Source organism: Nocardioides luteus, from assembly GCF_000960475.2.
GTDB lineage: Bacteria > Actinomycetota > Actinomycetes > Propionibacteriales > Nocardioidaceae > Nocardioides > Nocardioides luteus_A.
The window spans coordinates 41,481-55,304 of sequence record NZ_JZDQ02000029.1; the positions used below are offsets into that span (position 1 = coordinate 41,481).

The 13,824-nt window shown below is 71.7% G+C and carries 11 protein-coding genes; 6 read left to right on the forward strand and 5 right to left on the reverse strand.

Going from position 1 to position 13,824, the window contains the following annotated elements; genetic code table 11:
* The first annotated feature begins 49 nt into the window (after positions 1-49).
* The 5 genes from thrS to UG56_RS19480 all read left to right on the forward strand — a co-directional run bounded on the left by thrS (position 50) and on the right by UG56_RS19480 (position 6,802).
* Positions 50-2,029 (forward strand): threonine--tRNA ligase, encoded by a 1,980-nt coding sequence (thrS, locus tag UG56_RS19460; RefSeq protein ID WP_045548671.1) that lies wholly within the window; start codon positions 50-52, stop codon positions 2,027-2,029.
* A gap of 196 nt (positions 2,030-2,225) precedes the next feature.
* A complete protein-coding gene (locus tag UG56_RS19465) occupies positions 2,226-3,221 on the forward strand; it encodes an AurF N-oxygenase family protein (protein ID WP_045548672.1) in 996 nt (331 codons plus the stop codon).
* Positions 3,222-3,267: 46 nt separating this feature from the next.
* Complete coding sequence (locus UG56_RS19470; RefSeq protein WP_045548673.1) at positions 3,268-4,944, forward strand: FAD-dependent oxidoreductase; 1,677 nt, start codon at positions 3,268-3,270, stop codon at positions 4,942-4,944.
* A gap of 40 nt (positions 4,945-4,984) precedes the next feature.
* On the forward strand, positions 4,985-5,692 hold the full coding sequence (locus tag UG56_RS19475) for a TetR/AcrR family transcriptional regulator (protein WP_045548674.1): 708 nt from the start codon (positions 4,985-4,987) through the stop codon (positions 5,690-5,692).
* A 57-nt stretch (positions 5,693-5,749) separates the two neighbouring features.
* Complete coding sequence (locus tag UG56_RS19480) at positions 5,750-6,802, forward strand: M36 family metallopeptidase (RefSeq protein ID WP_256206760.1); 1,053 nt, start codon at positions 5,750-5,752, stop codon at positions 6,800-6,802.
* A 92-nt stretch (positions 6,803-6,894) separates the two neighbouring features.
* Here the strand turns inward: UG56_RS19480 and UG56_RS19485 are convergent, their stop codons facing one another.
* Genes UG56_RS19485 through UG56_RS19495 form a run of 3 tightly spaced genes read right to left on the reverse strand, consistent with a single transcriptional unit; the run spans position 6,895 to position 10,522 of the window.
* The gene (locus UG56_RS19485) at positions 6,895-8,328 is read right to left on the reverse strand and encodes a sensor histidine kinase (RefSeq protein WP_045548676.1); all 1,434 of its coding nucleotides are present in this window, start codon (positions 8,326-8,328) and stop codon (positions 6,895-6,897) included.
* Positions 8,325-9,011 (reverse strand): response regulator transcription factor, encoded by a 687-nt coding sequence (locus UG56_RS19490; RefSeq protein WP_045548677.1) that lies wholly within the window; start codon positions 9,009-9,011, stop codon positions 8,325-8,327. The genes UG56_RS19485 and UG56_RS19490 overlap by 4 nt, the downstream gene beginning before the upstream one ends.
* Positions 9,008-10,522 (reverse strand): hypothetical protein, encoded by a 1,515-nt coding sequence (locus UG56_RS19495; protein WP_256206761.1) that lies wholly within the window; start codon positions 10,520-10,522, stop codon positions 9,008-9,010. The genes UG56_RS19490 and UG56_RS19495 overlap by 4 nt, the downstream gene beginning before the upstream one ends.
* 92 nt (positions 10,523-10,614) lie before the next feature.
* Between UG56_RS19495 and UG56_RS19500 the strand changes: the two genes are divergently transcribed.
* Positions 10,615-11,898: an MFS transporter gene (locus UG56_RS19500; RefSeq protein WP_045552030.1), complete on the forward strand. Its 1,284-nt coding sequence runs from the start codon at positions 10,615-10,617 to the stop codon at positions 11,896-11,898.
* On the opposite strand, the gene UG56_RS19505 is transcribed toward UG56_RS19500, so the two are convergent.
* Both UG56_RS19505 and UG56_RS19510 read right to left on the reverse strand, forming a co-directional pair.
* The gene (locus UG56_RS19505) at positions 11,895-12,557 is read right to left on the reverse strand and encodes a response regulator transcription factor (protein WP_045552031.1); all 663 of its coding nucleotides are present in this window, start codon (positions 12,555-12,557) and stop codon (positions 11,895-11,897) included. The genes UG56_RS19500 and UG56_RS19505 overlap by 4 nt on opposite strands.
* On the reverse strand, positions 12,536-13,810 hold the full coding sequence (locus UG56_RS19510; RefSeq protein ID WP_071327210.1) for a sensor histidine kinase: 1,275 nt from the start codon (positions 13,808-13,810) through the stop codon (positions 12,536-12,538). The genes UG56_RS19505 and UG56_RS19510 overlap by 22 nt, the downstream gene beginning before the upstream one ends.
* Positions 13,811-13,824: the final 14 nt, after the last annotated feature.

Here is a 13,824-nt window from a genome sequence, read left to right on the forward strand (position 1 = left end):
GGTGTCTGCCGAACACGGCCGAAGACCCAAGCTGACCACAGGAGAGATCGTGTCCGAGATCAAGATCGCCGTACTCACCCCCGACGGGCGCGAGGAACGGACGGTCACTACGGGCACGAAGGCGTGGGAGCTCTTCGCGGACAACCCCGACGTGATCGCCGCGCGCGTGGGGGAGGACCTCAAGGACCTCTCCTACGAGCTCGCCGACGGCGACGAGGTCGAGGGCGTCCTGATCGACTCCAAGGACGGCCACGACATCCTGCGTCACTCGACCGCGCACGTGATGGCGCAGGCGGTGCAGGAGCTCTTCCCCGAGGCCAAGCTGGGCATCGGCCCGCCGGTGACCGACGGCTTCTACTACGACTTCGACGTCGAGACCCCGTTCGTGCCCGAGGACCTGGTCAAGATCGAGTCCCGGATGAAGAAGATCATCAAGGCCAACCAGAAGTTCTCCCGCCGGGTCACCACCGACGACGACGCCCGCGTCGAGCTGGCCGACGAGCCCTACAAGCTCGAGCTGATCGGCCTCAAGGGTTCGGCCGCCGACGCGGCCGAGGGAGCCGACGCCGAGGTCGGCGGCGGTGAGCTGACCATCTACGACAACCTCGACCGCAACGGCGAGATCGCCTGGAAGGACCTCTGCCGAGGCCCGCACCTGCCGACCACCAAGCGGATCCCCGCCTTCAAGCTGATGCGCAGCGCAGCGGCGTACTGGCGAGGTGACGAGAAGAACAAGCAGCTCCAGCGCATCTACGGCACCGCCTGGGAGTCCAAGGAGGCGCTCGACGCCCACCTGGCCCGGATCGAGGAGGCCGAGCGCCGCGACCACCGCAAGCTCGGCCGCGAGCTCGACCTCTACTCCTTCCCCGACGAGCTCGGCTCCGGCCTGCCGGTCTTCCACCCCAAGGGTGGCGTGATCAAGCGGGAGATGGAGGACTACGTACGCCGCCGGCACATCGAGGAGGGCTTCTCCTACGTCGGCACCCCGCACATCTCCAAGGACGGCCTCTTCCACACCTCCGGCCACCTTCCCTACTACGCCGACACGATGTTCCCGCCGATGGAGCTCGAGGGCGCGAAGTACCAGCTCAAGGCCATGTCGTGCCCGATGCACAACCTGATCTACAAGGCCAAGGGCCGCTCCTACCGTGAGCTGCCGCTGCGCCTGTTCGAGTTCGGCACGGTCTACCGCTACGAGAAGTCGGGCGTGGTCCACGGGCTGACCCGCGTGCGCGGCCTGACCCAGGACGACTCCCACTCCTACGTCACCAAGGAGCAGGCGCCGGCCGAGATCAAGCACCTGCTCGACTTCGTGCTCGGTGTCCTCAAGGACTTCGGCCTCGACGACTTCTACCTCGAGCTGTCGACCCGCGACGCCGACAACGCCAAGTTCATCGGCTCCGACGAGCAGTGGGAGACCGCGACCAAGATCCTCGAGGACGTAGCCACCGAGTCCGGTCTCGAGCTGGTGGCCGACCCGGGCGGTGCCGCCTTCTACGGCCCGAAGATCTCCGTCCAGGCCCGTGACGCGATCGGCCGCACCTGGCAGATGTCGACGATCCAGTACGACTTCAACCAGCCCGCCCGCTTCGGGCTGGAGTACCAGGCCGCCGACGGCACCCGGCAGGAGCCGGTGATGATCCACTCGGCCAAGTTCGGCTCCATCGAGCGCTTCCTCGGTGTGCTCGTCGAGCACTACGCCGGCGCGATGCCGCCGTGGCTCGCCCCGGTCCAGGTCGTCGGAATCCCCGTCGCCGACGCGTTCACCGACTACCTCTACGAGGTCGCCGGCAAGCTGAAGGCCCAGGGCATCCGGGTCGAGGTCGACGAGTCCGACGACCGCTTCCAGAAGAAGATCCGCAACGCCCAGCTGCAGAAGATCCCGTTCATGCTGATCGCCGGTGGCGAGGACGTCGAGAAGGGTGCGGTCAGCTTCCGCTACCGCGACGGCCGCCAGGAGAACGGCATCCCGGTCGACGAGGCGATCGAGCGGATCGTGGCCGCCGTGGAGTCTCACGAGCAGGTCTGATCCAGACTGATCCGCGAGGGCGGTGCGTGCATGTCACGCACCGCCCTCGCGGCATTTCCGGGCCTTCCCCGCGGGGCGGAGAACTACGCGCGACACAAAGTCGCGCGTACTCTTGTTATCGAGACACGTGTCCGGGTAACGTGGGTCACGTCGTTAGCAGCTCAACGTAGAACTCAACGGTGAAGGAGCGATCGTCATGACCGCCGTTCAGGATGAGAAGTCCACCGGATACGTCCGCCAGGGCAAGCAGGCCTACCTCGACACGCTTCGTACGCTGTCCGAGGCCTCGGTCGAGGTGCACTTCGATCCGTTCAAGGACATCGACTGGGACTCCGACGAGCTCGCGGTGCGGCCGGACGACGAGCGCTGGATCCTCAACGACGCCGACGAGATCGGCGCCCACCCGTGGTACAAGGCGCTGCCCAAGCAGCGCCAGATCGAGATCGGGATGTACCGCTGGGCCCAGGTCGCCAAGGTCGGCCTGCAGTTCGAGCAGCTGCTCATCGGCGGCGTCATGAACCACCTGGTCTGGTCGGAGAACAACAACCCGGAGTTCCGCTACGCGACTCACGAGGTGACCGAGGAGACCCACCACACCCAGATGTTCCAGGAGTTCGTCAACCGGGTGAACCCCGACGTGGCGGGCGCACCGACCTACTTCAAGGTCCTGGTGCCGCTGATGGCCTCGGCCGGCGCCTGGTTCCCCGAGGCGTTCTTTACCGGCATCCTGGCGGGCGAGGAGCCGATCGACCACCTGCAGAAGGGCGCGATGCGCTCCGGCGGCAGCCACCCCGCGGCCAACCGGATCATGCAGATCCACATCGCCGAGGAGGCCCGCCACATCGGCTTCGCCCACCAGTACCTCGAGCAGCACGTGCCCGAGCTCGGCCGGGTGAAGAAGACCCTGCTGGCCTACGTCTTCCCGGTCATCATGCGACTGCTCTGCGACGTGATCATGGTCCCGAGCAAGCAGGCCCGCTACGACATGGGCATCCCGGACGAGGTCGCGAAGGAGATCTGGTGGAAGTCGGAGGAGTCCGAGAAGCTGCTGCGTGACCTCTTCGGCGACGTACGCCTCCTGGCCGACAACCTGGGCATCCGCAAGGGCCCGGCCAAGCTGCTGTGGAAGCTGACCGGCATCGACGGGCGCGCCTCGCGCTTCCGTGCCGAGCCGCGCGCGGCCTCCTACTGATCCCGTCAGATCCCTCAGCCCCGTGGTCCTAGAACGGTAGTCACCAGTGCCTCACGTCGTCACCCAGTCGTGCTGTGCCGACGCCTCGTGCGTCGTCGCCTGCCCGGTCAATTGCATCCACCCCGCCCCCGGCGAGCCCGGCTTCGGTGAGGCCGAGATGCTCTACGTCGACGCCAAGAGCTGCGTCGACTGCGGAGCCTGCGTCACGGCCTGCCCGGCCGACGCGATCGTGCCGCACACGACCCTGAGCGCCGCGCAGCAGCCGTTCCTGGCGATCAACGCGGAGTACTTCGAGGTCTTCCCGCACCAGGACCGCACCCCGCTGGCCCTGGTCCACCCCCAGCGCCGGCTGACCCGCACCGGACCGTTCCGGGTCGCGGTCGTCGGTGCCGGGCCGGCGGGGATGTACGCCGCCGACGAGCTGCTCAAGCACCCCGAGATCACCGTCGACGTCTTCGACCGGCTGCCGACGCCGTACGGCCTGGTGCGGGCCGGCGTCGCTCCCGACCACCAGAGCACCAAGCAGGTCGAGAAGCTCTTCGCGCAGATCGAGTCGCAGCCCGGCTTCCGCTACTTCCTGGGCGTCGAGGTCGGCAAGGACGTCTCCCACGCCGAGCTGACCGCCCGCTACGACGCCGTCGTCTACACGGTCGGCGCGGCGAGCGACCGGCCCCTCGGGATCGACGGCGACGACCTGCCCGGCTCGCTCAGCGCGACCGACTTCGTGGGCTGGTACAACGGCCACCCCGACAAGCAGGACCTGCCCGTCCACCTCGGCGCCGAGTCGATCCCCTCGGGACGGGTCGTCCTCGTCGGCAACGGCAACGTGGCGCTCGACTGCGCCCGGATCCTCGCCGAGGACCCCGAGCGGCTGGCCGGCACCGACATCGCCGACGGGCCGCTGGCGGTGCTGCGCGACAGCGCGGTGCGTGAGGTCGTCGTCCTCGGGCGCAGGGGGCCCGGGGAGGCGGCGTTCACCGTGCCGGAGCTGGTCGGCCTGATGGGCCACACCGGCGTCAACGTCGTCGTGGACACCGGCGATCTTCCGCTCGAGGAGGCCGGTGACGGCACCACCACCCGGCTGCTGCGTGAGCTCGCCGGCCGCGAGGTGCGGCCGGAGCTGCGTACGATCGTGCTCCGCTTCCTCAGCTCGCCCGTTCGCGTGCTGGGCGAGGACCGGGTCACCGGCGTCGAGGTGGGCCGCAACCGGCTCCAGCGCGACGAGAACGGCGTCGTCCGGGCGGTCCCCACCGGCGAGACCGAGGTCGTGGAGACCGGGATGCTGCTGCGCGCGGTCGGCTACAAGGGCCTGCCCGTGGCCGATCTTCCCTACGACGCCGCGACCGGCACCGTCCCCAACGAGCGCGGCCGGGTGCTCCCGGGCGTCTACGTGGCGGGCTGGGTCAAGCGCGGCCCGAACGGCTTCATCGGCACCAACAAGACCGATGCCACAGAGACCGTCGAGCAGCTGCTCGACGACCTCGACGCGGACCGGATCCCGGCCCCGGTCGGCGACACCCGGGAGATCACCGCGATCGTCCGCAGCCGCCAGCCCGGGATGGTCGACCTGGCCGGCTGGCAGGCGATCGACCGCGAGGAGAAGCGCCGCGGCGCCGAGTCGGCCCGCCCGCGGGTGAAGATCACCGATGTCGAGGAGATGAGGGGCATCGCCGCGAAGTCGCGGAAACCCCGATACGCTCTGGGACGTCGCAAGCAGCGCTGAGACGCTCTCGACACGAGCACGGGAGCAGGGGGAGACGCGGGTGGCCGGTGAGAAGCGCGATGGTCGGCAGGAACGGTGGAGCAAGCACAACGAGCAGCGCCGCCAGCAGATCATCGATGCCGCCATCGCGGTGATCGAGGCCGGTGAGCCGGGCGCCGACGTCCAGGTGCAGCAGATCGCGGTGCGCGCCGGACTGTCCCGCACGGTCATCTACCGCCACTTCGAGGACCGCGCCGACCTCGACCGGGCCGTGCAGCAGGCGATCCTCGACGGGCTCTGGTCCGACCTGATGCCCGGGATCACCCTCGACGGCACCGTGCCGCAGATCATCGAGCGGATCATCGGCACCTACGTACGCTGGGCCCGGGCCCATCCCGCGCTCCACCTCGCCGCCGACCACGACATCGAAGGCGGCGACAACGGCCCTCTCCAGCAGGGGATGGAGCAGCTCGCCGGCCGGATCTCGACCATCGTCGGCACGGCCGTCATCGCTCTCGGGGGCAACCCCACCGAGGAGGAGGCCGAGGCGCTCGATCCGCTGATCTACGGCCTCGTCGGGGCGGTCTTCGGTGCCGTACGCCGCTGGCTGACCCGCACCGGCGAGCGGCTGCCCGCCGAGACGCTGGAGCGGCTCACCGCCCAGTCCATCTGGTTCGTGATCGACGGTCACGCACGCGGGTTCGGGATCGAGCTCGACCCCGACCTTCCTCTGGAAGAACTCCTGTCCAAGGACGTCCTCGCGGTATAGCCTCCCGGTATCACCCGGCCGCACGGCCGTTCATTCCAGGAGAAGACCATGCCCCACATGCGCAGACTCTCGATCGCCGTCACCGCCGGCCTCGCAGCCACCGCGGGCCTCGCCGTCCCGCTGAGTCAGGCCACCGCGGCCCCCGGCAGCGGCTCGTCCGAGGGCACCGCCCGCGTCTTCATGGTCAACCCGGTCCAGTCCAGCAATGACCAGGACCTGACCGACCAGAAGGACGCCGCGAGCGCCGTGCCGGACAGCGCCTACGCCGAGGTGCCGCTCAGCCACCTGGACGGCTCGGGCTACCTCCGCGGTGACTACGCCGTCGTCGAGTCGAGCACCGGCACGCCGGCGTACTCCACCACCAACAGCTACTCCTACGACCGCCACGAGGACCAGTTCGAGCAGGTCATGGGCTACTTCTGGGTGACCCGCGCGCAGACCTACCTGCACACCCTCGGCTTCGGCGAGACGCTCCCGGGCGTCCTGAACGAGCCGTTCTCGGTCAAGATCAACCAGTACGGCGGCGACAACTCCTACCAGACCGACAAGCCGTTCCGGATCCGGCTGGGCAAGGGTGGTGTCGACGACGCCGAGGACGCCGAGGTGATCGTCCACGAGTACGGCCACGCCGTGCACGCCAGCCAGGTGCCCGGCTACGGCAGCAGCCTCGACGCGGGCTCGATCGGGGAGGCGTTCGGCGACTACCTCGCCGTGACGGTCGGCCTCGACGCCGCCTCGGAGTTCGGCTGGCCGGTCGCCGCCGACCCGTCCTGCCCGATGGACTGGGACGCGACCTCCTACACCAAGGCCCCGCACTGCATCCGCAGCTTCCACACCGGCCTGACCGTCGCGGACCGTCGCGGCGAGGTCCACTACGACGGCCAGATCTGGAGCCAGGCGCTGTGGGAGATCCGTGAGGGCTACGAGGCCCTCGGCCTCTCCACCCGCGACTGGGACAGCACCCTGATCTACTCGCAGTTCTCCTACGCCCCGGACACCAGCTTCCAGGACGCCGCCGCCGAGACGTACGCCGCGGCCGTGGCTCGCGACGGCCAGGCGGCCGCCGACCTGGTCCGCGACCGGTTCGCCGCGCGGGGGATCACCTTCTGACCATCGCGCCGGCCGCTCGCACGGGGTGGGGGCCGGGACGATGAGGACGCAGCGCACGACCCGGTCCGCGGGCCCTGGACGTGATGGTCGGGTCAACCGCTGCGATCGGTCGGCAGCAGCACGGTGACGGTCATCTCCGGCCCGTGGGCGCACGCCACCGGCGCGGGCGAGCCGTGGGTGGCGTGGCGGCCGTCGTGACACAGCCTGAGCTCGCCGCCGGCGCGGGTGACCAGGGTGCTGACCAAGGACAGCCCGAGGCCTGAACCGGGGCGCGAGCGCGCCTCCTCGGCCCGGGCGAAGCGCTGCGTCGCCGTGGTCAGCAGCCCGGGAGGCATCCCGGGTCCGGCGTCGGCGACCAGCAGGCGCGCCCGACCGGTGGCGGGTTCGTCGACGCTCACCTGGACGGGTGGGGCACCGTGGACGACCGCGTTGTCGAGGAGGTTGGTGACCACTCGCTCGAGCTCGAAGTCGGCCATCCGGACCGGAACCGGCCCTTCGGGGACCGCGACGGTGAGGGCGGTGGCGTGGTCGGGATCGGCGAGACGCCGGTGGTTGACCGTACGCGTCGTGACGGTCACCAGGTCGCCGTGCCCGGCCGGGTGGCTGCCCTCGGCACGGCCGAGCTGGAGCAGCTGCTCCGAGAGCGCGGCGAGCCGGTCCAGGTCGACGGTGAGCTCGGCGAGGATCCGCTCGTGCTCGGCCGCGGTGCGGGGTCGCCGCAGGGCGAGCTGGATGCGGCTGGTCAGCAGCGTGATCGGCGTACGCAGCTCGTGACTGGCCTCGGTGACGAACTGCCGCTCCCGTTCCAGTGCGGCCTCGAGGCTGGTGAGCATGTCGTTGAAGGTGTCGCCGAGGCGGGTGATCTCGTCGTCGCGCTGGGGCGGCACGTCGAGGCGGAGGCTGGTGTTGCCGGCGGTGATCGCGGCGGCCTGGCGCCGGTAGCACTCGACCGGCCGCAGGGCGGCGCGGGCCAGCCGGTCGCCGACCAGGGCGGTGACGAGCAGGGCGCCGATCCCGGCCAGGCTGAGCTGGAGGAGGAGCTCGCGCAGCGCCTCGTCGCGGTGGTCGCGCCTCACCCCGACCAGCAGATAGCGCCGGGGAGAGGGTGAGAGCCGGACCGCCTGCAGGCGGTAGGGCTTGTCGGCGACGGGCAGGAAGTCGCCGACGTTGACGGTGCGCGGTGTCGTGGTCACCCCGGCCAACCGGGAGGTGGTGAGCAGGGGAGTGGTGCCGGCGGGGCCACCGCGGTCGATCACCGTGCCGTCCCCGTCCAGCACCTGCCACGGAACACCGGTGGCGTCGGCCGCCGACCGGCTGCGGATGCGGCCGTCGGGTCCGACCAGAGGCTCGAGCGCGTGGCGGGCGTGGGTGAGCTCGGTGTCGAGCCCGCGGTCCAGCGCGTAGTCGACGCGCCAGTAGACGAAGATCCCCGCGACGACGAGGACGACGAGGCTCGCGAGGGAGAAACCGGCGACGAGACGTACCCGTAGCGGCAGCCGCGACAGACGCGTGGTCAGCGGGCTCATCGGTTCGCCGGGGTGGTCTCGAGGCGATAGCCGGCACCGCGCAGGGTGGTGATCGTGTCGGTGCCGAAGGGCTTGTCGATCTTGCCGCGGATGGCGGCGACGTGGACGTCGATGACGTTGCTGCGCAGGTCGGTCTCGCCGTCCCAGACCTCGTCGAGTATCCGCAGCCGGGTGACGACCTGCCCGGCGTGGGAGGCCAGCAGGTAGAGGATGTCGAACTCGCGGGTGGACAGGGTGATCTCGACCCCGCGACGGGTGACCCGGCGGGACCCCGGATCGACCACGAGGTCGCCGATCTGAGCGGGGGCCTCGCCGCTGAAGCCACCGCGCCGGTAGAGCGCCCTCAGACGGGCCAGCAGCTCGTCGAGGTCGAACGGCTTGGGCAGGTAGTCGTCGGCGCCGGCGTCGAGCCCGATGATCCGGTCGCGTACGTCGCCGCGGGCGGTGAGCATGAGGATCGGCGTCGCCAGCCCGAGGTCGCGCAGCCGCCGGGCGACGGTGACACCGTCGAGACCCGGCAGCATCCAGTCCAGGAGCGCGACGTCGTAGCCGGCATCGCCGAGCAGGCGCTCGTGGGCGACGCGCCCGTTGTGGACGACGTCGACCCGCCACCCGGCCTCGGCCAGCGACTGCTCGAGCAGGCCGGCGAGGCGTACGTCGTCCTCGGCGACGAGAATCCTCATCGGCGCTCCCAGACCTGCCAGCTGTCGTAGCTCACCCTCTCAACGTAGTGCCGCAGGAGATACTGCTGCGCGTCGTCGGCGTCCACGCCCCACGTGTCCAGGCCGCCACCGTCCACGACGACCCACCGCGGGGCCGAAGGCCCCGCCAGCACTCCGAGCAGCCGCGCCAGGTGCGGGTCGCGGACCCGCACCGGCAGGCTCCACAGATACTCATAGGGGCTGTGCAGGCCGCTCGCGGCGACGATCTCGGCGTGACCGAAGCCGACCACGACGCCGTCCGTGGGGCGGTGCGAGTGCTCACGCAGGTAGGTGGAGACCTGGGCCTCGGGCGAGGGCGGGGGCGGGGCGGCGACCCGATAGGTCCACACGGTGAGGGTGGCCGCGACGGCGTAGGTCACGGCCCGAGCCAGGGCACGCCCCGACCGCGCCGGGGCGATGGCGACCAGCAGGACCAGGCCGGGAACGACGCCGGTCAGGTAGTGCAGCCAGTAGCTGCCACCCGCGGCGATCGCGAACACCTCCCAGCCGATCATCGCGAGCGCCGGCCGGGCGAGGCGGGTCCGGTGCCCGAGGACGGCCGCCGCCCCGACGACGAGCACCACCGCGGCGCCGGTGGCCACCGACGCCGCGGCCAGCTCCGCCCCACGGAGGAGGGTTGCCCCTGAGGCAGAGGCGTCGATCACCTCGGAGGCCTGCCCGCGGAAGAGCACGACGGCGTGCCACAGCCCGGCGAAGGTGGTGCCGTGGGTCCAGGCCCCGGCGAGCACCGCTCCGAGGACGGTGGTCGCGCCACCGGCGAACGCGCCGACCCGTCTCCCCAGCCGAGGCACCCGGCCGAGGGAGACCACGGCGAGGACCGCACCGAACACGAACACGTCCAGGACGTTCTGCTTGACCAGGACCGCCGACATGCCGGCCGCGCCGGCCCCGGCGGCGAGCCCGGCCGTACGCCATCCCCAGGCCCCACGCATCCCTGCGACCAGGCACACCAGCCCGGCCAGGACGAACGGCACCGCGAGCAGCTCGCCGTCGACCTCGGGCATCGCCGTCAACGGGCTGGAGAGCAGCGCGGCGGACAGCACGACAGCGGCGATCCGGCCGCGTCGGGTCGGCGCGACCAACCCGGCCAGGAGTCCGGCCAACGCCACCGACACCACGCCGGCGAGGGCGCCGAGGACCTTGACCCCGGGCGCCACGAACCCGGCCGCCGTCGCCCCGCTCGGTCCGAGTTGGCCGGCCACGGCGAACAGCCACAGCAGCAGCGGTGGCCGGTCGACCCAGTAGCTCCCGTACAGCGAATGGCCCGGCCGCCACTGCTGCGCGAGCATCAGGAACCCTGCCTCGTCCGAGGTGAGCGGTCGGTGGAGGAACGGCAGCCATGCGGCCGTCGTCACCAGAGAAGCCAGAAGCACGGCGGCGTACGCCATGCCTCGGCCGGCCGGGCGTGCGCCGCCGTCGCCGGGCCTCGTGGGCGCCGACACCGAGGTGCGGTCGCTGACGGGAGTGGTCACCCGGGCGACGCTAGAAGGATCTGGATGAAGGGGCGGTTAAGCCACTGCCCTGGTGACCACCGGAGCCAGGACTCCTGGGAGAATCAACCCACGTGACGCAGACACCGCCCAGCCACGACGCAACCCCCGCTGCCGGGCCCACGACCTGGACCCCGTGGCGTGCGGTCTTCGCCTTCGGGCTCGTCAGTCTCTGCGCCGACATGGTCTACGAGGGCATGCGGGCGATGGCGGGTCCGTTCCTGGGCAGCCTGGGCGCCTCCGCGCTGACCGTCGGCCTGATCACCGGGGCCGGCGAGGGGATCGCGCTCGTGCTGCGGCTGGTCACCGGCGTGTGGGCCGACCGCAGCCACAACCACTGGCGGCTGACCGTGCTCGGCTACGGCATGACCGCGGTCTGCGTACCGCTGCTCGCGGTCGCGCCGTTCATCGGCGGTGCCGGGCTCGCGGTCGCGGCGACCCTGATCCTGCTCGAGCGCACCGGGAAGGCCATCCGGAGCCCGGCGAAGTCGGCCCTGCTGGCCCGGATGGCCACCTCCACCGGCCGGGGCAAGGGTTTCGCCGTCCACAAGGCGATGGACCAGGTGGGTGCGTTCTCCGGACCGCTCCTGCTCGCCGGCGTCGCCGCCGCGACCGGGCTGATCTGGCCGGGCTTCGCCCTCCTCGCCGTCCCCGGTGCGCTCTCGCTCCTGCTGCTGGCCCAGCTGCGCCGCCGCGCGCCGATCGTGACCGAGCCGGAGGACGATCCCGCCGACGGCCCCGAGACCGCCGCCCCGGCGTCGAGCGCGCTGGCTGCGCTGGGCAGAGCCGTGACGGGCAGCGACCTGCCGCGTACGTTCCACCTCTTCTCCCTGGCCGCCGCGCTGATGACCGCCGGGCTGATGACGTTCGGCGTCATCTCCTTCCGGATGGTCGACGACGGTCTCCTCCTCGCGGCCGCCGTCCCCCTCGTCTACGCGCTCGCGATGGCGGTCGAGGCCGTCGCCGCGCTCGGCACGGGCCACCTCTTCGACCGCCGGGGCAGCCGCATCCTCCTGATCGTCCCGGTCCTGGTCGCCGTGGTGCCGCTGTGCGTCTTCGCCTCCCAGCTCTGGCTGGTGCTGGCCGGCGTGGTGGTGTGGGGCGTGGCGTACGGGATCCAGGACTCGACGGTCAAGGCGTACGTCGCCGACCTCGTCCCGGCGCCTCGCCGGGCCACGGCCTACGGGGTCTTCGCCGCCGTCCAGGGGATCGGCGCGCTCGCCGGCGGCGGCCTGGCCGGTGCGCTGGTCACCGGTCACGTCCCGGTCCTGGCCGCGGTGATCGGTGGGCTGCAGATCGCCGCCTTCGCGCTGCTCGTCCACGTCACCCGTCGCCGGCCTGGTCCGGCCCAGGTCTAGGCCTCGCGCAGGTAGGCGAGGACGGCGGAGACCCGCCGGTCGGTGGTGGGGTCGAGCCGGAGCTTGGCGAAGATGTTGCCGACGTGCTTGCGCACGGCGGCCTCGGAGACGAAGAGCGCGGTGGCGATGCTGCCGTTGGTGCGTCCCTCGGCCATCAGGGCCAGGACCTCGCGCTCGCGCTCGGAGAGCACGTCGAGCGGACCGTCGGGCTGGTGCCGGTTGAGCAGGCCGCGTACGACCTGGGGATCGACGACCGTCTCACCACCGGCGACCCGGTCCAGGCTGTCGAGGAAGTCCCGGACGTGGCCGACCCGGTCCTTGAGGAGGTATCCGATGCCGCCGCCACCGGTGGTGTCGAGGAGCTCGGCGAGGTAGGCGTCGGCGACGTAGGCCGAGAGCACCAGGACGGCCAGGTCACGGTGCCGCCGGCGGAGCTCGGCGGCGGCGCGCAGCCCCTCGTCGGTGTGGGTCGGCGGCATCCGGATGTCGGTGATGACGACGTCGGGGCGGGTGTGGTCGGTGAAGGCGAGCAGCGCATCGGCGTCGCCGACGGCGGCGATGACCTCGTGGCCGGCCCGTTCGAGGATGGCGAGGAGCCCCTCGCGCAGCAGCGCGGCGTCCTCGGCGAGGACGATCCTCAGGGGAGCGCGGTCGGGCACGTCATCCTCACTTCCGTCGGTCCGCCCGGTGGGCTGGTGACCTCCAGTCGGCCGTCCAGGGCGGCCAGCCGGGTGGCCAGGCCCGCGAGCCCGCCCCCGGGACGCACGGTGGCGCCGCCGGCCCCATCATCGCGTACGCCGACCTCCAGCCGGTCACCGCTCACCTGCCCCTCGACGCTGGCCGAGCGGGCACCGGCGTGGCGGACCGCGTTGGTGAGCGCCTCGGCGACCACGAAGTACGCCGCGGCCTCGACCGGCGCCGGCAGCCGGCCGTCCACGCGCAGGTCGACGGAGACCGGCAGCCCGGCGGCGTCGGCGAGCTCGTGGACGGCGGCGGTGAGCCCATGGTCGACCAGCACCCGCGGATGGATCCCGCGGACGGTGGCGCGAAGCTCGGCCAGCGCCGTCTCGGCCTGGGCATGGGCCTGCCGGACGAGGTCGAGCCCGGCACCCTCGGGCACCTCCAGCTCGGCCAGGCCGAGCGTCATGGTCAGCGCGACCAGCCGCTGCTGGGCGCCGTCGTGGAGGTCGCGCTCGATCCGGCTGCGTTCGGTCTCGAAGGCGTCGACGAGGTCGACGCGGGAGCGGCGCAGGTCGGCGACGGCGGCTGCCATCCGGGTCTGGGCCGGTTCGAGCAGGAGCCGCGCCAGGCTGGCCTGGGCGGCGGCGAGGAGCGTGGCGGCGTACAGGCCGGCGATCAGCAGCACCAGCCCCGGCGCCACCGCGATCCAGGCCTCGGTGGGCGTGGTCAGCTGCCAGGGGCCGACGGCGATCGGAGCGTCGAGCCGGACCAGCACCGGGGCGAGCACGAGCACGCCGGGGATGGTGATGATCAGGTTGAGCGCGACGGCGTCGACCAGCCACAGCACGGTGGCGAGCAGGACGGTGTAGCCGACCTCGGGGCCGGAGATCCGCAGCCGGCGCAGCGCCCGGAGCCGGTCGGCCCAGGCGATCGGCTCCGGCCGTTCGGCCGGCGCCCGACCGACGTCGGGGAGGACCAGGCGGAGGCGTACCCGCTCGACGTCGGCGACGAAGGCCGCCAGCAACGGGATCCCGGCCAGGACGAGCACTCCGACGAGGACGATCAGGGTGAGCAGCCCGACGCCGACCAGCAGGAACAGCAGGACGGCGACGACGAGACCGACCAGGGCACCGGAGGCCAGGTAGGCCAGAGCGCGCCACGGCCAGCTGGAGCCGAGCAGGCGCCAGGGGGAGGAGCGCAGCGCCGCCCAGACGTCGGAGGGAGGTCTCATGACTCCGGAGCCTA

Coding starts and splice junctions, on each gene's coding strand:
- UG56_RS19490 (WP_045548677.1), bottom strand. CDS start 9,011: ATGAGGATTCTCGTCGCCGAGGACGACGTACGCCTCGCCGGCCTGCTC.
- UG56_RS19480 (WP_256206760.1), top strand. CDS start 5,750: ATGCGCAGACTCTCGATCGCCGTCACCGCCGGCCTCGCAGCCACCGCG.
- UG56_RS19485 (WP_045548676.1), bottom strand. CDS start 8,328: ATGAGCCCGCTGACCACGCGTCTGTCGCGGCTGCCGCTACGGGTACGT.
- UG56_RS19465 (WP_045548672.1), top strand. CDS start 2,226: ATGACCGCCGTTCAGGATGAGAAGTCCACCGGATACGTCCGCCAGGGC.
- UG56_RS19510 (WP_071327210.1), bottom strand. CDS start 13,810: ATGAGACCTCCCTCCGACGTCTGGGCGGCGCTGCGCTCCTCCCCCTGG.